24 protein-coding genes and 2 pseudogenes are annotated in these 22887 nt (G+C 31.4%); 17 read left to right on the forward strand and 9 right to left on the reverse strand.

From position 1 onward, the window contains the following. Nucleotides 1-12 precede the first annotated feature (12 nt). From agrC to AAA453_RS06140, 4 genes are all read right to left on the reverse strand, one after another. Complete coding sequence (gene agrC / locus AAA453_RS06125; protein WP_427706908.1) at nt 13-1308, reverse strand: quorum-sensing sensor histidine kinase AgrC; 1296 nt, start codon at nt 1306-1308, stop codon at nt 13-15. A 23-nt stretch (nt 1309-1331) separates the two neighbouring features. Beyond that, nucleotides 1332-1469, reverse strand: coding sequence for a cyclic lactone autoinducer peptide AgrD (gene agrD, locus AAA453_RS06130; protein ID WP_427706910.1), 138 nt, complete (start codon nt 1467-1469; stop codon nt 1332-1334). 2 nt (nt 1470-1471) lie between these two features. Next, nucleotides 1472-2041 (reverse strand): accessory gene regulator AgrB, encoded by a 570-nt coding sequence (locus tag AAA453_RS06135; protein ID WP_427706912.1) that lies wholly within the window; start codon nt 2039-2041, stop codon nt 1472-1474. Between the two features lie 758 nt (nt 2042-2799). Beyond that, nucleotides 2800-3585 (reverse strand): carbon-nitrogen family hydrolase, encoded by a 786-nt coding sequence (locus AAA453_RS06140; protein ID WP_427706914.1) that lies wholly within the window; start codon nt 3583-3585, stop codon nt 2800-2802. 242 nt (nt 3586-3827) lie between these two features. On the opposite strand from AAA453_RS06140, the pseudogene AAA453_RS06145 reads away from it, so the two are divergent. Continuing rightward, a pseudogene (locus AAA453_RS06145) lies at nt 3828-4969 on the forward strand (IS3 family transposase). Nucleotides 4970-5107: 138 nt separating this feature from the next. On the opposite strand, the gene AAA453_RS06150 reads toward AAA453_RS06145, so the two are convergent. Further along, on the reverse strand, nt 5108-5737 hold the full coding sequence (locus AAA453_RS06150) for a nitroreductase family protein (RefSeq protein ID WP_046466289.1): 630 nt from the start codon (nt 5735-5737) through the stop codon (nt 5108-5110). 192 nt (nt 5738-5929) lie between these two features. On the opposite strand from AAA453_RS06150, the gene AAA453_RS06155 reads away from it, so the two are divergent. Next, nucleotides 5930-7885, forward strand: coding sequence for an SdrH family protein (locus AAA453_RS06155; protein WP_427706916.1), 1956 nt, complete (start codon nt 5930-5932; stop codon nt 7883-7885). A gap of 98 nt (nt 7886-7983) precedes the next feature. Here AAA453_RS06155 and mroQ read toward each other — a convergent pair whose 3' ends face one another. Beyond that, nucleotides 7984-8727 carry an intramembrane glutamic endopeptidase MroQ gene (mroQ, locus tag AAA453_RS06160; RefSeq protein ID WP_046466287.1) on the reverse strand — a complete coding sequence of 248 codons (744 nt, stop codon included), beginning with the start codon at nt 8725-8727 and terminating at the stop codon, nt 7984-7986. A 177-nt stretch (nt 8728-8904) separates the two neighbouring features. Between mroQ and groES the strand changes: the two genes are divergently transcribed. From groES to AAA453_RS06180, 4 genes and pseudogenes are all read left to right on the forward strand, one after another. Continuing rightward, on the forward strand, nt 8905-9192 hold the full coding sequence (gene groES / locus AAA453_RS06165) for a co-chaperone GroES (RefSeq protein ID WP_002507147.1): 288 nt from the start codon (nt 8905-8907) through the stop codon (nt 9190-9192). A 57-nt stretch (nt 9193-9249) separates the two neighbouring features. Continuing rightward, nucleotides 9250-10872: pseudogene (gene groL / locus AAA453_RS06170) on the forward strand (chaperonin GroEL). A gap of 174 nt (nt 10873-11046) precedes the next feature. Further along, complete coding sequence (locus AAA453_RS06175; protein WP_427706918.1) at nt 11047-11685, forward strand: phosphohydrolase; 639 nt, start codon at nt 11047-11049, stop codon at nt 11683-11685. Between the two features lie 230 nt (nt 11686-11915). Beyond that, nucleotides 11916-12383: a bacillithiol transferase BstA gene (locus AAA453_RS06180; protein ID WP_069815043.1), complete on the forward strand. Its 468-nt coding sequence runs from the start codon at nt 11916-11918 to the stop codon at nt 12381-12383. A 59-nt stretch (nt 12384-12442) separates the two neighbouring features. On the opposite strand, the gene AAA453_RS06185 is transcribed toward AAA453_RS06180, so the two are convergent. Then, nucleotides 12443-13732 (reverse strand): aminotransferase class I/II-fold pyridoxal phosphate-dependent enzyme, encoded by a 1290-nt coding sequence (locus AAA453_RS06185; protein WP_427706920.1) that lies wholly within the window; start codon nt 13730-13732, stop codon nt 12443-12445. Between the two features lie 202 nt (nt 13733-13934). Between AAA453_RS06185 and AAA453_RS06190 the strand changes: the two genes are divergently transcribed. The 7 genes from AAA453_RS06190 to pmtD all read left to right on the forward strand — a co-directional run bounded on the left by AAA453_RS06190 (nt 13935) and on the right by pmtD (nt 18187). Further along, nucleotides 13935-14030, forward strand: a complete 96-nt coding sequence (locus AAA453_RS06190) for a Trp-rich small protein (protein WP_230622036.1) — start codon at nt 13935-13937, stop codon at nt 14028-14030. A 231-nt stretch (nt 14031-14261) separates the two neighbouring features. Continuing rightward, nucleotides 14262-14447, forward strand: coding sequence for an SE1626 family protein (locus AAA453_RS06195; RefSeq protein ID WP_046466282.1), 186 nt, complete (start codon nt 14262-14264; stop codon nt 14445-14447). Between the two features lie 178 nt (nt 14448-14625). Then, nucleotides 14626-15006: a PSM export ABC transporter transcriptional regulator PmtR gene (gene pmtR, locus AAA453_RS06200; RefSeq protein ID WP_002507153.1), complete on the forward strand. Its 381-nt coding sequence runs from the start codon at nt 14626-14628 to the stop codon at nt 15004-15006. Then, the gene (gene pmtA, locus AAA453_RS06205) at nt 15003-15887 is read left to right on the forward strand and encodes a phenol-soluble modulin export ABC transporter ATP-binding protein PmtA (protein WP_046466281.1); all 885 of its coding nucleotides are present in this window, start codon (nt 15003-15005) and stop codon (nt 15885-15887) included. Before pmtR ends, pmtA begins: the two co-directional genes overlap by 4 nt. A gap of 16 nt (nt 15888-15903) precedes the next feature. After that, nucleotides 15904-16566 (forward strand): phenol-soluble modulin export ABC transporter permease subunit PmtB, encoded by a 663-nt coding sequence (gene pmtB, locus AAA453_RS06210; protein WP_046466280.1) that lies wholly within the window; start codon nt 15904-15906, stop codon nt 16564-16566. 20 nt (nt 16567-16586) lie between these two features. Continuing rightward, nucleotides 16587-17459 (forward strand): phenol-soluble modulin export ABC transporter ATP-binding protein PmtC, encoded by an 873-nt coding sequence (pmtC, locus tag AAA453_RS06215; RefSeq protein ID WP_069815039.1) that lies wholly within the window; start codon nt 16587-16589, stop codon nt 17457-17459. Next, nucleotides 17459-18187 (forward strand): phenol-soluble modulin export ABC transporter permease subunit PmtD, encoded by a 729-nt coding sequence (gene pmtD / locus AAA453_RS06220; protein WP_046466278.1) that lies wholly within the window; start codon nt 17459-17461, stop codon nt 18185-18187. The genes pmtC and pmtD overlap by 1 nt, the downstream gene beginning before the upstream one ends. Before the next feature lie 82 nt (nt 18188-18269). Here pmtD and AAA453_RS06225 read toward each other — a convergent pair whose 3' ends face one another. Next, nucleotides 18270-18830: a thioredoxin family protein gene (locus AAA453_RS06225; RefSeq protein WP_046466277.1), complete on the reverse strand. Its 561-nt coding sequence runs from the start codon at nt 18828-18830 to the stop codon at nt 18270-18272. 164 nt (nt 18831-18994) lie between these two features. On the opposite strand from AAA453_RS06225, the gene AAA453_RS06230 reads away from it, so the two are divergent. The 3 genes from AAA453_RS06230 to AAA453_RS06240 all read left to right on the forward strand — a co-directional run bounded on the left by AAA453_RS06230 (nt 18995) and on the right by AAA453_RS06240 (nt 20987). Beyond that, nucleotides 18995-19486 (forward strand): hypothetical protein, encoded by a 492-nt coding sequence (locus AAA453_RS06230; RefSeq protein WP_427706922.1) that lies wholly within the window; start codon nt 18995-18997, stop codon nt 19484-19486. Nucleotides 19487-19578: 92 nt separating this feature from the next. Further along, nucleotides 19579-20139 (forward strand): HAAS signaling domain-containing protein, encoded by a 561-nt coding sequence (locus AAA453_RS06235; RefSeq protein ID WP_046466275.1) that lies wholly within the window; start codon nt 19579-19581, stop codon nt 20137-20139. Continuing rightward, nucleotides 20136-20987: a DUF4097 family beta strand repeat-containing protein gene (locus AAA453_RS06240; protein WP_046466274.1), complete on the forward strand. Its 852-nt coding sequence runs from the start codon at nt 20136-20138 to the stop codon at nt 20985-20987. Before AAA453_RS06235 ends, AAA453_RS06240 begins: the two co-directional genes overlap by 4 nt. Nucleotides 20988-21082: 95 nt before the next feature. Here the strand turns inward: AAA453_RS06240 and AAA453_RS06245 are convergent, their stop codons facing one another. Next, nucleotides 21083-22123, reverse strand: coding sequence for a C45 family autoproteolytic acyltransferase/hydolase (locus AAA453_RS06245; RefSeq protein WP_427706924.1), 1041 nt, complete (start codon nt 22121-22123; stop codon nt 21083-21085). Nucleotides 22124-22617: 494 nt separating this feature from the next. Between AAA453_RS06245 and AAA453_RS06250 the strand changes: the two genes are divergently transcribed. Then, nucleotides 22618-22788 carry a hypothetical protein gene (locus tag AAA453_RS06250; RefSeq protein WP_107514816.1) on the forward strand — a complete coding sequence of 57 codons (171 nt, stop codon included), beginning with the start codon at nt 22618-22620 and terminating at the stop codon, nt 22786-22788. Nucleotides 22789-22887: the final 99 nt, after the last annotated feature.

Below are 22887 nucleotides of genomic sequence, written 5' to 3' on the forward strand. Positions count from 1 at the left end.
ATCTTCACACCCTTATGAATCAGTATTTAATATTTCTACTTTTTGAATAAAATAGTTATTATCAATCGTTGTATCTAATAAAACATTAGAAGTCGTATCAGTCAATTCTTTTAATGTTGAAAGTCCGAGTCCACGATTTTTACCTTTTGTAGAGAAATTCTCTTGGAATAGGGTATGTACTCGAGGCATATCAGTATCACATTTATTCATAACTATAAACATCACTGAATCATCTTCATTTTTGATAAAAGCAATTCGAATCAGTGGGTCCTCCACTATTTTTTCAGAAGCTTCAATTGCATTATCAAGTAAAATGCCAATAACTCTACTCAAATTAATAATAGGCATTTCGATTTTTTCGATTATTTCAGGTACTTCTATGCTAATTCTAATATTTTTTTCTTGAGCTTGTAAAATTTTTGTTGTTAATAATCCTTTGATTTCACGAACCTTTAGATTTTCAATACCATTAATTTTAATGGCGTTCATTTGCATACTGTCTTGCATAGGTAAAATCTCTTCATGGAAGTATTGATCTAAACCTTTCATATCATTTTCTCTAATAAAATCCGACATCGTTGATAATATATTGACGTAGTCATGTCTGAATTTACGCATTTCATGATTAATTTTTTCTATTTGTAAAGTGTACTTATAGTAATTCTCGATTTCACGCATATTACGTTTGTACTGAATTTGACGAATAATACTAAAAGAAATCGTAACGATAAGTACAGCTATCGTAATGATTAATACGGCATACATTACGACTAAAAATTTTATATCTCCAAAAGAAAGAACACGATCAGGTAAATAAAAATAAATTAATAACAATACGGTCAATAGAAAAACACAAACAATGATTAAATAGATTTTATTTAATGATAAACCAGAAGTGGTTAATAGTTTAAAAAGAAATCTACCAAGTATTGAAAAAACAATTATTATAGAAACGAAAATTACATAGTATATTAAATTAAATATATAATTCCCTGAAATTAAATCTTGCAAGGATGTTGCTAACCAAATTGAAAGAAAGTTGGCCATATAAAGGATGAAAAAGCTAACAAGTACAGATACAACACCCATGAAGCGATTTTTAAAATACATAAAGACAACACTTGCTAACAATAAAAATAACATCGATTTTGTGTCAAAATAAAAGAATAAAATGGTTGAAGGGATTATAATCCCAATAATGGTAATATAATCCCTCAAAGTATAAGTTACATTTGTTAAAATTTTAATAATTATGAAAAGCAAAAATGCTTGAAATATTGATAACATTATTGTGTTTAAAATAGCCATACTCTACACACTCTCTAGGACAATTATTCGTATAAATCTGTAATTTCTTTAGGTACTTCCGTCTCATCAAAATATCCATAACAAGGTCTTGCCCCAGCTACTGCACCTAGTACTGTGAAAAACTTCGCGATTATACTAAAAATAGATTCAAAGATATGCATAATTAAACATCCTCCTTAGGGAAAAATATAGGTAGTTGAGCGATAGCAATCAAAATAATGCCTAAAAGTACTAATTGTTGATAAGGCTCACTGAAAAACATTGATATTACTACTAATAATAAAGTTACAATGACTGTCTTTATTTTTTTACCTTTTACTAATCGTTGTGGTATAGGCTGCTTTTTCGTAGCAGCAGGTGCGTATATCATTAATATAATGAAACCAATTATTGCTAATGGATACATAATTAATGAAGACACTCCAATATACCCGATTAGCCAAGGTAGTAAAACAAATAAAGATAAATTCTGCACATGACATGCAAAAGAAGATTTTGCATGTGCACCGTGTGCATATTGCCTAATTAAAAAGTACGATAAATGGACAGTTAGTGTGTAAAAAAAGAGTTGGAAAAGGATTGAAACGCCATAAGTTATAATTGTTTTAGTTATATTGCCTACAAATACTTGCATACCTAAACGCATCTTTAAATAATCAATATGTTCTAAGTTGTTACGTTGTTGTAGATATTTAGCAAAACGGTCAATTTTGCTATCTATAGACTTTAACATTGGGCTTCTCTCCTCAGACGTATTATACAATTTTAATTAAGTTTTATGCGTCTTATTGCTTAACTGTATATTTTGTGTTCCTAACTGTTGCTAATCTTTATCTCTTTAATTTTAACATAAAAAAGTGAACATTTAGGAATGAAATATGACGAGTTAGGGATTTTTTAACGAATAAGCTCAAAATCATGGTTAAATGTACTTGTATCACAAAGAAGTGATAGCATTTTACAAATCATTTAATCAATTTTTGTTTGAATTTTGATTTGAATGATGAAGTTAATTAAGCTTTTGAGCAGGAGCTTAATTGACACGCTGATATTGTAACTGTACTTTCTTCGTATAGTTGTTATAGTTACAAAAATTAGTTATCGTTTTTCAATTTTAATACAAACAAGAGGAGGCTGATGTAGTGACAAAAGATATCTCAGCAGCAATTAGTGATTTCGTAAAATAGTACTTACTGAGTACACAACGCGCTTATTAATTTAAGCATTCCCAATTTAGATTTGCAGAACCTTCCCAGTCTCGAATCTAATATTATTTTAACATTGTCTATAACAGAGACAATTTAAAGTATTAACATGTAAGCTATCGTAAACATCATTCAATTTATCATTAAAATCGGTAAATTCACTAATTTTTTTCATAATTAATAACATCCCCAAAAATAGATAGAGAAATAACTGTAAAAACATTCCCTTAATAATAAGTTACAAAAACCGTGAGCCCCTCCCAAGCTCACGGTTTTTATTATGAAATCATTTATATAGATGTGGTCTTAAATTTTTGAATACTGGAATAGTATTGCGTTGATTCGTTACTTCATCTAAATCAATGTCACAAGTTAAATGATCTGGTTTTTCTTTTAATTCTGCTATAACTTCACCATTAGGGTTAATCACGATAGAATGACCTGCATATTCAGTCTTGCCATCATCTCCACAAGCATTACAACCAACTACAAATATATCATTTTCAATGGCACGCGCTTTTAAGAGGGCAGTCCAATGATTCAATCTTACCGCTGGCCATTGTGCAACATAAAAAGCGATTTGTGCATCTTTACGCGCTGGATAGCGAAGTAATTCAGGAAAGCGTAAATCGTAACAAGTAATATGTGCAACTTTAGCTCCATCTGATAGAGTGAAGGGTTCTGGAACTGCATTACCGGGTGTTAAAAATGAAGGTTCATCCAACATCGGCACAAGATGTACCTTGTCATAACTGTTTATTAAATAACCATTTTTTGAAACGGCAAAAGCAGTATTGTAGATGTTATCTTTCATACTATTTGAAACAGAACCTGCAATTACATCAACTTTATATTGGATTGCTAATTTTGATATAAACTCAAAACTTCTTGATAATTGATTATCAGCAAGTTCTTTTAGTTGAGGTAGGGCATAACCGTTGTTCCACATTTCCGGTAAAACTACGATATCTGTCTCTGCTGTCACATACTCGGCAAACCAATTCGTAATTATTTCTTCATTTAATGCAACATTCGCTGGTTCCACTTTAAATTGAAAGATTTCTATATTCATCTCGATCGCCCCTTAAATTGTTGTTAGCATAAATATACTAGATATATTCAGAAAATTCAAAATTGCGGGCAGTTTTCAATGAAGTTACAAAATGCGTACGTGAGAAGTGTGCATACTCAAAATCGAAATATTTAAATAAAAAAACCAATTCATTTTATGAACTGACCCCAAATTGTGGGAATAAAATAAAAACACTTTCGTTGAATTCATACTAAAATGAATTTATACGGAGGTGTTTTTCTATGAAAAGAGTTACTTATTCACTAGAAACCAAAAATAAAGCTATTGAAATGAAAATTGAGGGATATAGTGCAAAAGAAATTATGAATACATTAAACATTAGAAATAGATCACAAGTGAAAACTTGGTGGAAATGGTACCAAAATGGTGAACATTATAGATTTCATCAACAAGTTGGAAAACAATATTCCTACGGAAAGGGATTAGAAGAACTTTCAGAAATTGAACAATTAAAAATAGAAAATAAAAGAAAAAACGCAGAATTAGAAATTTTAAAAAAGTACAAGGAATTGGAAAGGGAGTGTCGCCCAAAATAATAATACAAGTGGTTGAAGCATTAGAATCAAAATATACAGTTTAAATGATATTAGAGGTATTTAACATACCCAAATCTACCTATTATCGCTGGAAATGTAAAAAACATGAAACAAATTCGGAATTAGAAGCAATTAAATCGATTTGTCATAAGCACAAATATACCTATGGTTATAGGAAAGTGACTGCTGAATTAAATAAATTTAGTAAGGAAAAAATTAATCACAAGAAAGTGCAAAGGCTTATGCAAGAAAACGAATTGAATTGTAGGGTTAAACCTAAAAAATCTAAAAAACCAGGTAATCCATTTTATAAAATAGGCAATTTGTTACAGAGGAATTTTAATGCAAATCGTCCATTAGAAGTACTTGTAACAGATATTACTTATTTACCTTTCGGTAATACAATGTTGTATCTATCGTCAATTATGGATGTCTATAACGGGGAAATAGTTGCTTATACTATAGATAATCATCAGAATCAAAATTTAGTAAACGAGACTTTGAACCAATTAGAAATTCCAGATAGTTGTATACTTCATAGCGATCAAGGAAGTGTTTACACATCGTATGAATATTATAAATTATGCGAAGAAAAAAGCATTACCAGAAGCATGTCCCGTAAGGGAACGCCAGCTGATAATGCCCCGATTGAATGTTTCCATTCCTCGCTAAAGTGTGAAACATTCTACTTAAACAAAGAGCTCAAGAGCTCTAATAACATTGTAATAGATATTGTCGAAAATTACATTGAAAACTATAATAAAGTTAGAATTCAACAAAAACTAGGCTACTTATCTCCTATAGAGTTCAGGAAATTAGCATCCTAGAAAATAGTGTTTTTATTAAGTTCCCATTTTAAGGGTTCAGTGCCGTTCAGTGCCTTAAACGAATTGGTTTTTATAAATTGGAAAGGGTTGATACCCTAAGCGCATGTATTATTGTTAATGTTTAAAAAATCCAACAAACTATTTTCTTACTAAGAAGCGTTTGCTTACATCATGAAATTCTTTTTCTCCAGCTTCATCACGCACGTTACCAAAAGGCATTTGAGCTACAAGATTCCAAGTAGCAGGAATATCGAACGCTTCAGTTACTGCTACGTCTACAAGTGGATTATAATGTTGTAATGATGCGCCAATACCTTTAGTACCTAATGCAGTCCAAATTGCAAATTGGTGCATTGCATTTGTTTGGTTTGACCAAATGGCAAAGTTCTCAGCATAGTTAGGCATTTGATTTTGCAATCCTTCGACAACTTCTTGATCTTCAAAGTATAGGATTGTACCATATGAATGTTTGAAGTTATCAATTTTGTCTGAAGTTGCTTGGAATTCACGATCAGGACCCATTGATTTTTTTAATTCTTCTTTTGTTATATCCCAAAATTTATTATGATTATCGCTTAATAACAATACAATACGAGTTGATTGAGCATTAAATGAAGATGGAACATGTTTAATTGCATGTTCAATGATACCTTCTACCTCTTTATCAGATATTGAAATTTCTTTTTCTAAACTATATATTGTACGTCTTGATTCTACTGCATTTTGAAATACATCAAGTGTATCTTCTTTTTTACTAAAAAGTCCCATTCGGAAAACTCCTTCACATTAATTTATTTTATATATCTAGTATAATAATTATACCTTTATTTGTAAATAGCTTTTTACAATTAATTTCAAATAGATTAATTTCTTCTTTCAAAAGCCTGATTTTAATGAAAAATAGTACGATTTCTAATATACTGATAAGGAATATAAGAAAATTTATTTGGAGGTGAGATTATGAAAAATTATATTTCACATAAATTTATTGTATCTAGCTTTGCAATTGCACTAAGTGCTACATTAATTTCTAAACCGACACAAGGGGCAGAGACAGGACTAGATGAATACAATAAGAATACGACTATGAATAATACTGATTTAGACCATAAGCGTATCAATGCATCAGATATAGATGGGAATGTGCAAAATAGCACTAAGCCAGTAAATAATTCAGGTGAGAATGAAATACCTTCAAATTCTGATCAAACTGATAATAAAACCAGTAGTGATGCTATAACGACTTCATCATCCGAACAACCAAATAGCAATGATTCAGACAATAGTGATTCAGACACTACTACTAATCCAGATAAGTCAGAGGAAGACAATCAATCATCAGATTCAAACAATACAGGAGATAGTGACAACGGAACTGAAGAGAAGCCATCATCGGAACAACCAAATGATAGTAACTCTAACAATAGTGATTCAGACGATGCTACTGAGCCAGATAAGTCAGAGGAAGACAATCAATCATCAGATTCAAACAATACAGGAGATAGTGACAACGGAACTGAAGAGAAGCCATCATCGGAACAACCAAATGATAGTAACTCTAACAATAGTGATTCAGACGATGCTACTGAGCCAGATAAGTCAGAGGAAGATGATCAATCATCGGGTTCAAACAATACAGGGGATAGTGACAACGATTCAGGAGAGAAACCTAAACCAGAACAGCCGAGTGAGGACGGAGACGATAATTCAACAGAACCATCAAACCCTGATAACCCACAAGGTGGCGGAGATGACTCAGAAGAGAAGCCTAAACCAGAACAGCCAAGTGAGGACGGAGACGATAATTCAACAGAACCGACAAACCCGAATAACCCACAAGGTGGCGGAGATGACTCAGAAGAGAAGCCAAAACCTGAACATCCAGGAGAAAGTGGCGAAGATAATTCAACAGAACCATCAAACCCTGATAACCCACAAGGTGGTGGAGATGACTCAGAAGAAACACCTAAACCAGAACAACCAAGTGAAGGTGGAGACGATAATTCAACAGAACCGTCAAATCCTGATAAACCACAAAATGATGGGGGAAGTTCAACAGAAACACCTAAACCAGAACAACCGAGTGAAGGCGGAGGAGATAACAATACCACAGAACCCCCGAAGCCTAATAAACCACTGCGCCCCAACATATCATCTGGATCAAATCATTATAACCAGGGTAGTAAAAATAATACATCAGACAGTTCAGTGAATCATTCAAACTCAGGAAGTTCTCAAAATGAACACACATCTTCAAACTTATATAATGGTAAGAATCAAAATGCAAATAAGCAATATGCACAATCAAATGAAAATATAGCAGGCAGTAACAATAATGTTGTGACTTATGGAGATTTGAGAACAGAGAAAAAAAGTCAAAATTCAAATCAAGGTGACAGCAGATTAGTTAATAGATTTAATCAAATGTCTCCAGGTTCTTTTAAATATAATCCTTTTATTTTGAACCAAGTTAAACAGCTTAATAATAATGTTGATAGTGTATCTGACAAAGATATTACTTCTATTGTAAGACGTCAAAGTTTTTCAGATAATGCGTTTTTAAATGAGTTACAAAAGGGAACAAATTATTTTAAATTTCAATATTTTAATCCATTAAAATCAAGAGATTACTATAAAAATTTAGATAAACAAGTTTTGGCATTGATTACTGGAGAAATAGGTTCTATGCCTGACTTAAAAACGCCAGAAAACAAAAGTGCCGCATCTGGTAAATACGAATATCATTCAAGTAGTGATGAAGAATCGACGCGTACAAACGACAAGAAATCGAAAGACACAATTGATATTAAATTCGAACGGACATTGTTTGCTTTAATCACTGCAATAACGATAATATTTATAGGTGTAGTGGTAGGATATTTCGTTTATCGCAGAAACAAAAACGAAAATGAATAGCTTTTGACATTTAACGTGTCATAGACAAATAAAAAATGGAAGGACTCATGTAATAAACATTGAGTTCTTCCATTTATTTTATATAACTTAAAATTTAATTAAAACATAAAATTAAATATAAATGATGCAGATTCTTGTAGTTCTTTTATTTTTTCAGGACCAAAGTAAATTTGTACAATAGCGACAAAGCCATTTTGCATTATGTGTACTAAGATAGGTACCCATATACGTTTTGTATATACATACAATGCTGAGAAAATAAAGCCCATACCAAAATAGATGATAAAGAATGATGGATCTGCATGTGCAGCACTAAAGATAATTGAACTTACAATTCCGGCAATGAGAAATTTAAAAGTTTTATTACCTTTTAATATGTTGTATAACTCACCAAATATTACTTTTCTAAATACGAATTCTTCTAGTATAGGTCCTACAACTGAAATTAATATGATAAACATCGGGATTTCTTGTGCTATTTTCATCAATCTTTCCGTATTAGGGCTAGATTGAGGTGCGCCGAATACATACATATTTATCATTCCTGCAATGACTTGATAAATCATAACAATCATATAACCTACGATTGCCCAAAGGATAACATATCTTTTCTTTTCTTTAGGTTGTAACTCTAGTTGTGTAGGATTGGCAATGAAAAAGTTTATTAGTATGATTAGGAAAGCAGCTATAATAAACAAAATTACCTGTGAATAAATATTAGCAAAGAGGATTTCTTTGCCACTTAAATTGTTAAATAAGCCAGCCATTTGTAAGAAAATCGGACCAAACTGTGCAAGGCCATAAATAACTAATGTCAAAATGGACACCCATATACGAGACATAATGAACCTCCAAAAATTAGAATATACTCTATTTTATCGTAAAATAGCTTTTCACACAAAATTTAGTGTAATGGTTTTAACTTGAAATATTGACCAACTTTGATTATTATAGAAAGTGTATTAGCACTCACAATGATTAAGTGCTAAAAATTTTAGTATTTTAAGGAGGAACAATCAATGTTAAAGCCATTAGGTAACCGAGTAATTATTCAAAAAACAGAACAAGAGCAAACAACTAAAAGTGGTATCGTTTTAACTGATAGCGCTAAAGAGAAATCAAATGAAGGTACGATAATTGCAGTAGGTGCAGGACGTATTTTAAAAGATGGTTCTCGAGTTGCTCCTGAAGTGAATGAAGGCGACAATGTTGTTTTCCAACAATTTGCTGGAACTGAAGTTAAGCGTGGAGACGACACATACTTAATCGTTAGCGAAGACGATATATTAGCAGTAATAGAAGAATAATCAAAATTAAAACTAAAAAATATACAAATAATACGAACATCATGGAGGTAAAGTAATATGGCGAAAGATTTAAAATTTTCCGAAGACGCACGTCAATCTATGTTGAGAGGTGTAGATAAATTAGCTAACGCCGTGAAAGTTACAATTGGACCAAAAGGGCGTAATGTTGTATTAGATAAAGAATATACATCACCATTAATCACAAATGACGGTGTTACGATTGCAAAAGAAATTGAATTAGAAGATCCATATGAAAATATGGGAGCGAAATTAGTACAAGAAGTTGCCAACAAAACGAATGAAATCGCAGGTGACGGAACAACTACAGCTACAGTATTAGCTCAAGCAATGATACAAGAAGGTTTGAAAAACGTAACAAGTGGTGCAAATCCTGTAGGTTTACGTCAAGGTATCGATAAAGCTGTAGACGTAGCTATTGACGCATTACAAGAAATTTCTCAAAACGTTGATAATAAAAATGAAATTGCGCAAGTTGGATCTATTTCAGCAGCTGATGAAGAAATTGGTAAATATATTTCAGAAGCTATGGAAAAAGTAGGTAACGACGGTGTAATTACAATTGAAGAATCAAGTGGTTTTAATACTGAACTTGAAGTCGTTGAAGGTATGCAATTTGATCGTGGTTACCAATCTCCATATATGGTAACTGATTCAGATAAAATGGTTGCAGAACTTGAAAAACCATACATTTTAATTACAGATAAAAAGATTTCATCTTTCCAAGATATTCTGCCATTATTAGAACAAGTTGTTCAATCTAACAGACCTATCCTAATCGTAGCAGATGATGTAGAAGGTGACGCATTAACAAATATCGTATTAAACCGTATGCGCGGTACATTTACTGCAGTTGCAGTTAAAGCACCTGGATTCGGAGATCGTCGTAAAGCGATGCTAGAAGATTTAGCTATCTTAACAGGCGCACAAGTGATTACTGATGACTTAGGCTTAGATTTAAAAGATGCAACAATTGACATGTTAGGTACTTCAAGCAAAGCAGAAATCACTAAAGATAATACAACAGTGGTTGATGGTAATGGAGACCAAAATAATATTGATGCACGTGTAAGCCAAATTAAATCTCAAATTGAAGAGACGGACTCTGAATTTGATAAAGAGAAATTACAAGAACGCTTAGCTAAATTAGCTGGAGGCGTAGCTGTAATTAAAGTTGGTGCTGCAAGTGAAACAGAATTAAAAGAACGTAAATTACGTATTGAAGATGCTTTGAACTCTACTAGAGCTGCTGTTGAAGAAGGTATTGTAGCCGGTGGTGGTACAGCATTCATGAATATTTATGACAAAGTTTCTAAAATTGAAGCTGAAGGCGATATTGCAACAGGCATCAATATTGTGTTAAAAGCATTAGAATCTCCAGTTCGTCAAATTGCAGAAAACGCTGGGTTAGAAGGTTCGATTATTGTTGAAAGACTTAAAAATGCTGATGTAGGTATTGGTTTCAATGCCGCTACAAATGAATGGGTGAATATGCTGGATGCGGTATCGTAGATCCAACTAAAGTTACACGTTCAGCTTTACAACATGCAGCAAGTGTAGCAGCTATGTTCTTAACAACTGAAGCGGTTGTTGCGCATATCCCTGAAGAAAGCAGTAATGATGCACAAGCAAGGTATGGGCGGCATGCCAGGTATGATGTAATAGATTATAAACTTTAAAATTAAAGTTTATAAAAGAGCGTATTTAAATAATATTTATAAGACGTCTTTCGTTAAGTTACTTAACTTAGTGGAAGGCGTCTTTTTTATGATGAATGATCTATAGTTTGATATACATATCTATAGAGACTATATTGTAACCAAGGAGGAATTTATTATGTTAAAAGATATCAATGAAATTGTTGTCCCAGATAGTAAAATAATCCAAGAAGCACAAGAAGTAGTCCATGAATATGGTAATAAGTTAATATGGAACCATTCGAATAGAGTATATTTATTTGGCGAAGTTAAAGGCATGCAAGATCATTTGAAATATGATAAAGAACTTTTATATATGTGTTCGCTCTTTCATGATTTAGGATTAACAAACCAATATAGTAGTGATGATCTGAGATTTGAAGTAGACGGCGCAAATGCAGTTCGCCAATTTTTAGATACACACAATTATAATGACCAAGATTTACAACTTGCTTGGGATTCAATAGCATTACATACGACGATAGGTGTGGCTGAGCATAAAGAGAATAATGTTGCATTATTATATCATGGTGTTGGTATGGATGTTATGAGTGACAATTGGGACCAGTATTCAGATGAAATTAGAAAAGCAATCGTAAATAAATTTCCTCGTGGTAATTTTAAAAAAGATGTATTAACAGCTTTTTATGAAGGCTTTAAACATAAACCTGAAACAACGTTTGGCAATATTAAATCTGATGTTGTGAAATATTTTGAGCCTGAATATCCTCAAAATAATTTTTGCTCTTGTGTCCTACGTTCAAAGTGGGATGATTAAAAGCACACGATACGTTAGTAATATTTAATCATTAAATCCTAAAGTATAAAAAATTGAATTTGAAAGCAATCTATAGCATTATTTAACATGTATAATTAAAAAAGTTATGGATATAAATGGATTAAGTGAGTAAAAACAACTTATTGAGGGTAGAGAAAGTAAGCATAAATATTATTCGCTACTTATAATTATTATTTATGTGAAGCTTTTTTAAGAAAGGGAGATTAACTATGACAAAAAAATCAGTGTACGATGTGATTGATACAGGTATTAATTATTTAATATCAGACTATGACAAATGGAACATTGAAAGTATATTAGATAATGAAAGTGAACTCTTCCCTAATACGTTACATTGGCAATATGGTCATGTGTTAACTATTTTTGAATCTGCATTATCTTTAAGTGAGCAAAATGAAGTAGATATTCAAAAATATACACGCTTATTTGGTTATGGATCTAATCCAGCTGATTGGGGCGACGAAGAAATCCCAAGTGTGGATGAAATTATCAAAAATTTAAAAACGTTGCCTGAGCGTGCAAAAAAATTAACAGACCAACAATTAGAAGTTGAATTAACTGAAACAATTGCTGGTTGTAGTACGTTAGATGAGTTGTTAATTTTAAATGCAATTCATGTACCACTACATGCTGGTAAAATTGAAGAAATGGCACGTGTATTGAAACAGCAACGTTAATATAAATAAAAAGGATGAAATCACCATTACATGTGATTTCATCCTTTTTATTATTTAATTTAATTTTTTAGGTCTTCAATTGCTTTAGCGATAGAATCAAATACATATGGAATGTCATCTTTTTCTACACAACTGAAAGCAATACGAATGTCTGTTGCATTAAGGGCAATGATGCCAATAGAGTATTTAGTAATTAAGTGTTGGCGTAACTGTTCTGGGTCCACATCTTTAACTTGTAATGCCATAAAATAGCCTGAGTTAAAATCATAAGCCTGCCAGTATGATGCGTATTTTTCATCATATACAACAGATTTCGTTACTTCATATCTAGCTTGTAACGTGTCGATATTGTGTTGAATTTCCTTATCAAAAGTTTCGTGATTTTCGAGCACGTATTTAACTGCACTTTGCGAAGGTAATGGACCACTTGAAATGTTGCTTCGAATTAATCCTTTGATTTTAGCTTCTAATACTTGTTTTGTTGTATCGTTTCCGACACCGAAACTGATGAAACCTACACGTAATCCCCATGCGAAAAATTCTTTTGTTGCGCCATCTAAACGAATTGGTAATAAGTTGTCTAAATGTAAATTTGTTAATGCTGTGAATAATGACTGTGTATAAACATCTTCATAAAAGAGTCCGTAGTATGCATCATCAACTAAAGCAATGACGTTTGTGCCACGTTCTGCTAATGATTTTATTGCAGAGACAATAGTATGAACTTCATCTTTTGTTGGTGTATAACCAGTTGGGTTATTTGGATAATTTAATATTAAGATGATTTTGTCTTTATTATAATTTTCTAGCGTATTAACTAAATTTTCTGTTGTAAAATGTCCAGCTTCGTCAAAAATATCATAGGTTTCAATTTCAGCACTATGTCTTGTACTATAAACGAGTTTATAGTTGCCCCAATTATGGGTTGGAAGTAAGAGTGTATCACCACTATCGACGAACATGTCACCGACTAATGATAAGCCATGTGTTAAAGCATTCGTAAGGATAGGTCTTGTCATGTCTTTTGCATCTAAATCTGGATTTTCTTTTAATGTTTTTTGTTGCCATAAATCACGAAGAGATTCTAAACCTTGTGGCGGGGCATAAGGAAAGATTTCATCGGGTTCTAAATGAGCGAAGATATCATTTAAAGTATTTGCGTACATCTTGCTATCTTTATATGTTGCCATTCCTATCGTGGCATTATATTGTGTGGATTTTGCTTCCGCGGATTGGGATAATATACCTTTCGGGTAATACATTAATTTTCCTAGGTCGGAAAGCATGTCTGCAACTTCTGGATTTGATTTAGATAATTGTTCGTTTAAATCTAAAGCTAAAGGATTCATAGTTGGTCAACCTCTCTTTACTTTTTCAATGATAACCTTATATTATCTTGAAATAGCTTAAAATTAAAGTCTTGTGACTGTTTTAGACAGAAAATTTCAAAATTTAACTATTTATACGAACATACGTTCTGTTTTATGTTAGAATACGGATAGGCCATCAAAAATCCTACATGGCACTTTTTTCTGTGGGAGGTGTAGTATGATAGCGTGGTGGCAAGAAATGATTGCAACTTTATTAACAGGTAGCTTACTTGTTGTATTCCGTGTTTGGTTAGAGAATAAATGGAAAGACAAATAGGTGGCCTTACACAAAAAACCCCCAAGCCTGATGACGCAGACTTGGGGTTGTGTAGTATAATCCGTGGATACAATTACAATTTTATCATCATAGGTAATAGACTGCAAACAATATATTTAAATATAAATCATAAAAAACAGATACATAAGTATCAAGAATTTTTTTGAAATAAATTGCTTTTAGAAATTAATGCCAAAGTTTGGTACAATGATATTGTTTGAGGTGAAGAGAGTGAAACATTTAACCAAAATATTTGTCATAATGGCAATGATATTACTCGTTGTAGGCTATTATTTACAGGCCATAGGTCATGAAGATTCTGGTGTTAAATTATTAATTGCTGCAATTATGTTTATGATTTGCGCTTTTATTGATCGTAATAATAAGCGTAAGAAAAAAGATAAACAAAATAAGTAACATTGTTAAAACAAGCTATAAGTGAGATGAAGCGATATGCAAAATCTTAGTTATAGCTTTTTTATGTTAACTCGTCCCTTTTAATGAGTAATTATATGGGTGTTTGAATAAATTTATACTTTACAAGTGTGTATACATTGTATATAGTGTGTATATACAGTTGTAAGGGAGGACGTCCATGAAAATACTTTTGAAAAATAGTGGTGAACAGCCAATCTATGAACAGATTAAGCAACAAATCAAAGAAAATATTTTAAAAGGATACGTTGCTCCTGGTGAACACTTACCTTCGATGAGGGAATTAGCACATGATTTGAGCGTTAGCGTTATAACTACAAAGCGCGCATATGAAGATTTAGAAAAAGATGGTTTTGTCTTTACTATTAGAGGTAAGGGTACATATGTGAAAGAGCAAGATAGTTCAATTTTAAAAGAAAAACAGTTCATGGTGATTGAAACAATGGCTAAATCAATAAGCAAAGAAGCAAAAACTATAGGCATGCCACTTTCAGAATTACAAGAAATCTTAGAAATGATTTTTGAGGAGGACGATGAATGAACGCAATCGAATTAAATGCTGTAAATTATCAGTATAAAGAATTCAAGTTAAATGATATTAGTTTTCGTGTTCCTCAAGGATTTATAACTGGATTTATTGGTGCAAATGGTGTGGGTAAAACGACCATTATTAGAATGATTATGGATTTAATTGAGCCTGATGGCGGAGATGTTTTAATCTTTAACCAAAAAATGAAAGCACGCCCTGAAGCTATTAAAAATAAAATTGGTTTCGTTTATTCCGAATTGTACCTCAATGATAAATGGAATATCCAAAAAATTGAACAGTATGTTTCACCATTTTATAGTACATGGGACCATCAGTTATTTACATATTATCTTGAAAAATTTGATTTACCTTATAAGCGGAAGATCAAAACATTCTCAACTGGTATGAAGATGAAGTTGTCTATTGCTATTGCTTTTAGCCATCATGCTGAATTATTTATTTTAGATGAGCCAACATCAGGGTTAGATCCAATCGTTCGAAACGAAGTTTTGGATGTAATTCAAAAAGAACTCATTGATGAAAAGAAAACAGTATTTATTTCCACTCATATCATTTCTGATTTAGAAAAAATCGCTGATTACTTAGTGTATTTAAAAGATGGTGAAATTGTACTGAATCAATTTTTGGATGACATTTTGAATAGATTCAAAGTAGTTAAAGGTGACATGCAGCAATTGGATGAAGAATTAATTCAATTAACACACTATATAGAAGAAAACAAAACTGGATATATCGCACTTACAGAACATGCTAATATATTTAATGAAATTTTTGGAAACAAGGTTGCAATAACTAAGCCAACGATTGAAGATTTAATGGTTTACCTTGAAAAAGGAACCCAGAAGACTGAACAAAAAAATTATGAGACTTAACAACTGGGGGCATTAGATGAAAAATTTACTTATTAGAAATTTAAAATTACGTAAATGGACAATCGTAATATATGCAATCTTATTATTGTTTTCCCCACTGCAATTAATCATAATACCTAATAGTATTTTTACTAATGCGTTATATTCTGCAGTTGCGATGATATTACTTTTTGTTTCTATACTAGATTCTGGACATGTTTTTCGTTTTAATAGTAAGCTTGGGCACAGAATGGCTTATGACTTTTTTGGAAGTTTACCAGTTTCTAAAAAGTCATTATTGAATGCTAATTATTTAACAGTTATTATTTTTACATTAGTTGGGGCAGCAATATTATCTTTATATACAATGCCGAATTCTCATGTATCAACAAGTAATATTGATTTTAATATTTCAATGCCATTCTCATACATTGCAGTAAATTTCTTTGCAGTACCTATAGCTTTCAAAAAATATACAGAACAAAAATCTGATTACATTTCTTATATCATTTATTTACTTACGATGGTTATTTTAATACCTGTCATAATCGTGCTACTTGTAGTTGGAATATGTACATTATTTAATTATAGTCTGGGTATATTAAATTATTTTGAAACTATTTTTAACTATGGATTTTTAACTTTAAGTATTTTTTGCTTTGTAGCTAGCTACATCATTCAATATAAAAAATTAATTTAATAATAAAAGGAGGCGCATTTATGGAATTAAAAGATATAACAAAAACGTATGGCAATAACAATGTTTTAGATCATATTAATTTTGATTTTGGACAAAGCCAAATTGTAGGTTTAATTGGTAAAAATGGTGTCGGTAAAACAACATTAATGAAAGTCATGAACGGAAATATTATCAAATACAAAGGGGAGGTAAAGATAGGTAATAAAGACAATATCGGTTACCTTATTGAACATCCTAAATTGTATGATAATAAATCAGGTTTATATAATTTGAAATTATTTGCCAATGTATTAGGTAAGGGGTTTGATAAAAAATATGCAAATCAAATCATTGATGCCTTTGGTATGAGACCTTATGTGAAGAAAAAAGTTAAAAAGTATTCAATGGGAATGAAACAAAAGCTAGCCATTGCTGTTTCATTAATGAACAAACCCAAGTACCTTATTTTAGATGAGCCAACAAATGGTATGGACCCTGACGGATCAATTGATGTATTGAAAACAATTCAATCACTTGTGCAAGAACTGGATATGAAAATTTTGATTTCTAGTCATAAACTTGAGGATATTGAATTAATTTGCGATAGAGCAGTATTTTTACGTGATGGTAATTTTGTTCAAGATGTTGATATGAAAGAAGGGGCACCAACGGATTCTACAGTTTTAATCATAGAACAAAATAATTTCAATAATGCTTTAGAATATTTAAATGAAAATTTCGATGTGATTCAATCTAAGAGAGAAAATGGAGAAATCATTATTAAAGCACAATCAAGTTATCAAAAAGTACTTAAAGGTTTATCCAATATCGATATTTTCCCTGAATTTATTGAAACACGCAAGAGTTCTTTACGTGATACTTACTTCAATATTAATCAGAAAGGTGGCCAATAATGAATAGTTTACAACTCGTGAAATATGACATTTATAGCATTATTAGAAGCCCATTAACGTATTTAGCATTACTCTTAACAATACTTCCGTTAATTGGATTTACAGTTTTATTTGTTCAGCAATCTGATAAAATAGACGGCAATATGCTACTTTCTATTGGTAGTTGGTTCTTTTCTATCATGGGCTTACTATTTGTAATCAAGACAATCACCCGTGATATTTCACAAGGTACAATTCAATTATATATGAATAAAACATCAAGTCGTGTGGGTTATGTTATCGCAAAAGTGATTTCAATTATACTAATCGCCATAATTATTACAGCAATACTTGTTGGTTTTGTATTAATCGTAGAACAAATTGTTGATGGTAAAAATATAGAAGTTGATAAAATCTTTGAATTACTTTGGTTCTTCATTCTATTCCATTTATTCTTTGGATTATTATTATATTTATTTTCATTAGTTGTACCAAAAACAGCATTAATCTTTACTCTAGGTATATTCTTAATATTACTTGTTCCTTTTGCGGAACCATTTATACCTATGATTCCTAAATTTGGTGACAATATTCAAGATGCCTTGAAATATATTCCATTTAGTTACTTAACTTCTAAAACGACAACTGGTGATTACACATTCTCTAATTGGCAGTGGTTTATTACTTCAGCATCGATTGTAGTATTATTCGTAGTTAATATATTCTATGTATCTAAAAAAGATATTTAAAATAAAGATAACCGAAGATTGAGTCATAAAAAAAGAGACGTATGAATTAACGGTTATAACACCTTAATTCATACGTCTTTTATTAATTTATAATTAGTTTATCTAAAATTGAATCATAAACATATTTCCACATTTGTGAGTCTGTTTTAAAGCGATTAGAAATAATTGCATATGATTCAGACGATTTATCTTCAAATGTAGGATCATCTTTTGCAGGAAGTTTGGAACGCGTTTCCTCTACAAAATGTTGAACTTGTCTTGCACGAGGCCCCCAAACTGTTTGCTGTTCAAAATCATCATTTAAAAATACAAATATAGGTATAGATCTCGCAGTACCATTTGTTAAGTATTGATCGATTAAGTCAGTGTTTTCATCACGATGAAAGACACGAGCTTCTATATTTAATCTTTCACTAATATGTTTAAGAATAGGCACGTTCATCATAGCATCTCCACACCAATCTTCAGTGATAACTAGAACTTTGCTATAGTTTGATGCTTTAATTTTTTCAAGACGACTATCATCCTCTGGTGCTGAGAATGAATGATATATTGATAGTAAATTCTCTTTGTTTTCAGTCATAGCTTCAATATATTGATCAAGCGGTTGACTGTTTTTGAAATAAGTTTCTAAACTTGTCATAATAGTTCCCCCTTTAATTGATTAGATATTATTATATCAATATTTTAATATGAAAGAAAATTATTAATACATATAAAAGTAATATGTTTTAAGATTTCTTCAGGGATGAAAGTGACAAATACCTATGCTATATTTAATAAGTAAAGTAGAGCGTGGTGACAACATTGAAAATACATAGACTACATAAGCGTTTTATATTTTTTGCGTGTATAACAATAGCTACTGTGACAGTATTATTAGTTAATTATATAAAGCAAGAACACTCGACCGATTTATCAAAACTATCCATTGATCGTGTCAAAATAGGGTCTGAAATTAATATTAGTGAATACGTTGAAAAAGATGAAGTCATTTTAAAAAGACATCGTCTTTATTCAAAAAGAGAGCATCCTAATTTAATCTTCAAAGTGAATAAAAAGGATTCTCAACTTAAAGGTATAACCTTAACTGGCGATACTAGAGTGCAAACTAATTTTAATGGAACGATCAATAATAATGTTGGAGAAGTTACACAGACACTAGGAACACATTATAAACAAAAAAAGTTGCGCAAAGGCTTTAATGCTATAATATATAAAGATAAGAAAAATCAAATAAAGTTATTTATTATTTATAAACATGATAAAATAAAGAAAATTGAAATACACAAGATATAAAAATTAAAAATGACATTCCTATAGGGCATGTCATTTTTGATTTTACATATACGTTTTGCTTCGAAACTTAAGTTTGAATGGCGGTAGATATTTTGGATAAAATCACTTTTTTAAATGAATTAGAGCAAGAATTAGATAAATTACCAAGAAGTGAACGCGATAAAGTGATGTATGAATATGAGGAATATTTTTTTGATCAAGAAAGTGAAGGGAAAAATGAATATCAAATCATTGGAGCGCTTGAATCTCCTAAAAAGATAGGCAAAGAGCTTATGGCGAGAAATGCGATTGTGTCTGCGGAGTTTCGTCCTAATATAAATACAATCGTGAGAGCAATTATGGCATCTCTGGGTATGGGAATATTATCATTAATCATTATTTTAATCCCTATGATATTTGTTGGCATTTTCATGTTTGTACTATTACTTGTTGCATTATTTTTCGCACTTAGTCCGCTATTATTGATTATCAACGGCATAATTAATGATAATTTTAGTTTTGCTATAAGTAACTATTTATTTGCCATTTCGTATACAGGATTAGGTCTTTTATTATTTGTCATTATTGCAAAATTTGCTCAATTTGTTTATCGAGTGATTTTAAAATACTTACGTTGGAATATTAAAACAATTAAAGGAAGTGCAGTCGAATGAAGAAGTTATTTTTTAGCGGCTTAACATTATTTATCGTGTGCTTTCTTTTAGCTTGTGTCGCTTGGTTTGGATTTGAAAAACAAAACAACCAACTCAATTCTGTGAATAAAGAAGTTAATGATAAAGATATAGAAAATTTAAACCTAGATAGCCAAAATAGTAAGGTTCAGGTTAAGCAAGGTGACAAATTTTCAGTGACCTATAAAGGGAAAAAGAATATTGATATTACGAATAAAAACAAGACACTACATGTTCATGAGACTGATAATACAGAAGATCATTATGGATTGAATTTTAATCCGTTTAGACAGTTTGATGATGAGATGGTAGTGACTGTGCCAGATAAAAAACTAAATCATTTAGATGTATCTAGTAAGACGAATATTATAAATATTGATAGTATCAATGCAAAAGATGCACATATTTCAATGAAGGCTACTGGCGGAGCACGTGTGTTTTTAAGTGATGTAGTGTTAGACAAACTGTATTATAGAGGTGTGAGTTCACCGCTTGATATAAAGCATAGCCAAATTACTAATGCGAATATTAAAACGAAACAGGCGAGTATAACGAGTAAAAAATCATTGATTGAAAAGTCGGTGCTGTTAGCTGACCACGGCAAAATTGATTTGAGTCGAATGGATATTGCATCACATTTTAGAGCCTCTACACAATATGGTGATATTTTCATGTCATATGATGATGACCCTCAAGATACATTGCTAAAATTGAATCCATCTGATGGGACTTCTAAAGTTATCAACAACAATTTTAAAGATAATAAAGTAGGGGCAGGAAAGCATATTTTAGAGTTCTATACGGATCATGGGGACATTTATATAAATTAACTCTATGTTGACATGAATAGAGAAAGCCAGGAAGTACATTTAATTAAGTACTTTCTGGCTCTTTTTATAATATAAATGATTTAAAATGACAAATATTAATAAGTGGCAAAGGTTAAATCAGTGTCAAGATGCCCGTTAATTGAAGTAATATCTAATGATTCGCCATCGAGCCATTTGCCAAAGTCTATTATGGTAGGGGCTTTATTTTCACCTAAAGTGATATGTGCTGTTAATGATTGAGGTTCATACATACTTGTATGAATTGTCCCAGACCAACTTTTAAATAATTTACTATAAATTTCATATTCCGGATTATTGAATAAATTAAATGCGCTCATTTTATCTAGTGATGCGGGTTCTTTTTTAAGGAGTCGATTTAATCGTTCTTTAGATTCTTTTGTGAAATTTCTATTTTCATGTGTTAATAATTTGAAATGATTCGTACAAGTACGATCGTAACGAACATCAACGGAGCGAGGAGAAACTTCGATAATCGCATGATTCAAATGTTTGTCCATGACAATGTAACTAAATGAGCTTCTATGGGGAAGTTCTTTTAGTAATTGTATGGCCTCAGGTACATCTTTACAATATTGTAATATAAGCCTGCCGACCATATAGCAGACGAAACCATCACCTGGGTGCTTTCTGTGCATGAAGTTGTAGCCCATGGATAGACCAGATTCATTCATACCATCCATTCTCCCTGTTACACGTGATGTAGGGCCTATTTGCGCTAATCCGCCATCAGTAGGTTGGAACAATAAGTAACGACCATCATAAGTTGCAGGGTGATAATCATAATTTCGCACCATATAGTCCTGACCTAAAAAGACCGTACAGCCACTGTTTTTCAATGGTGTGAATCGATAGTGTGCAAAGTTAAGAATCATTTGGCGGGTAGGCAGATTAAGTACTTCTTGCATGCCTCTAATTTCTTCCCAAATTTGCGGGGCGTACGTTTGGAAAATGTCATATGTTTCTTTGATATGGATATCAAAGCGGGGCATACGTTTTTTCCATTCTTTCTCTCTGTTTTTGAGTAAGGGGGTTTGTTGCATCCACTGTGCTGTTTGTACACCTAAATCAAAGTGTGAACCTCGATGTGTTAAGATGTCTGATTTTACTGATTGCATAGTTTAAAACTCCTATTTATGTGTGTAATCTTACAAAAATGTAACTTCATTGTAACGCTTTGTTAATTGCATTACGTATGACCAGTAGTTATGCTTGAGTTAACATCAAGGGACGATCAGATAGACAAATTCAATGAGGTGATTATTATGTCAAATTATTATGATGCTTTCAAAGATGCAGTCTCCACTTGGTGGGGTCAATAAGATGAGAATAACTAACATTGAATTGGCTAATATTTAACGATATTAGCCCTTTTTTTACTTATAATAATAATAAATATAACATCTATCTTTATTCTGATGAGAAGAAAATGTTAAAATAAATAAGACATATTGACTAAAATTTATTGATTTTGCATTACTCCAATAATATCATAAATCCATTTTTTAATATTTAGATTAAAGAAATGAAAAGTGGGTATATATTTATTGATGCTTTCAAGTATGCTATCATTATTGATAGATATGTTAATAATTTATTGAGGTGAATCAGAATGTGTAATTTTATTAAAGGTTTATTTAAATTTGTATTAGGTACAATTCTTACTGTGTCATTAGCAGCAGGTGTTGGTGCAGTAGTTTTCGCTTATATCTTTAAAAAAGACTTCGAAGATATTGAAAGTAAAACAAAAGAAATTGTTTCAGATATTGAAACGAATAATTAAGTTATTAATAGAACACTTTAGAGTGTTCCCATACTGTCGACAAAGCCTTTAGGCTTTCGTTGGCAGTATTTTTTTTTAGCCACCGTTCAACGAAGTTGT

The organism is Staphylococcus parequorum (genome assembly GCF_039237145.1).
Classification (GTDB): domain Bacteria; phylum Bacillota; class Bacilli; order Staphylococcales; family Staphylococcaceae; genus Staphylococcus; species Staphylococcus equorum_A.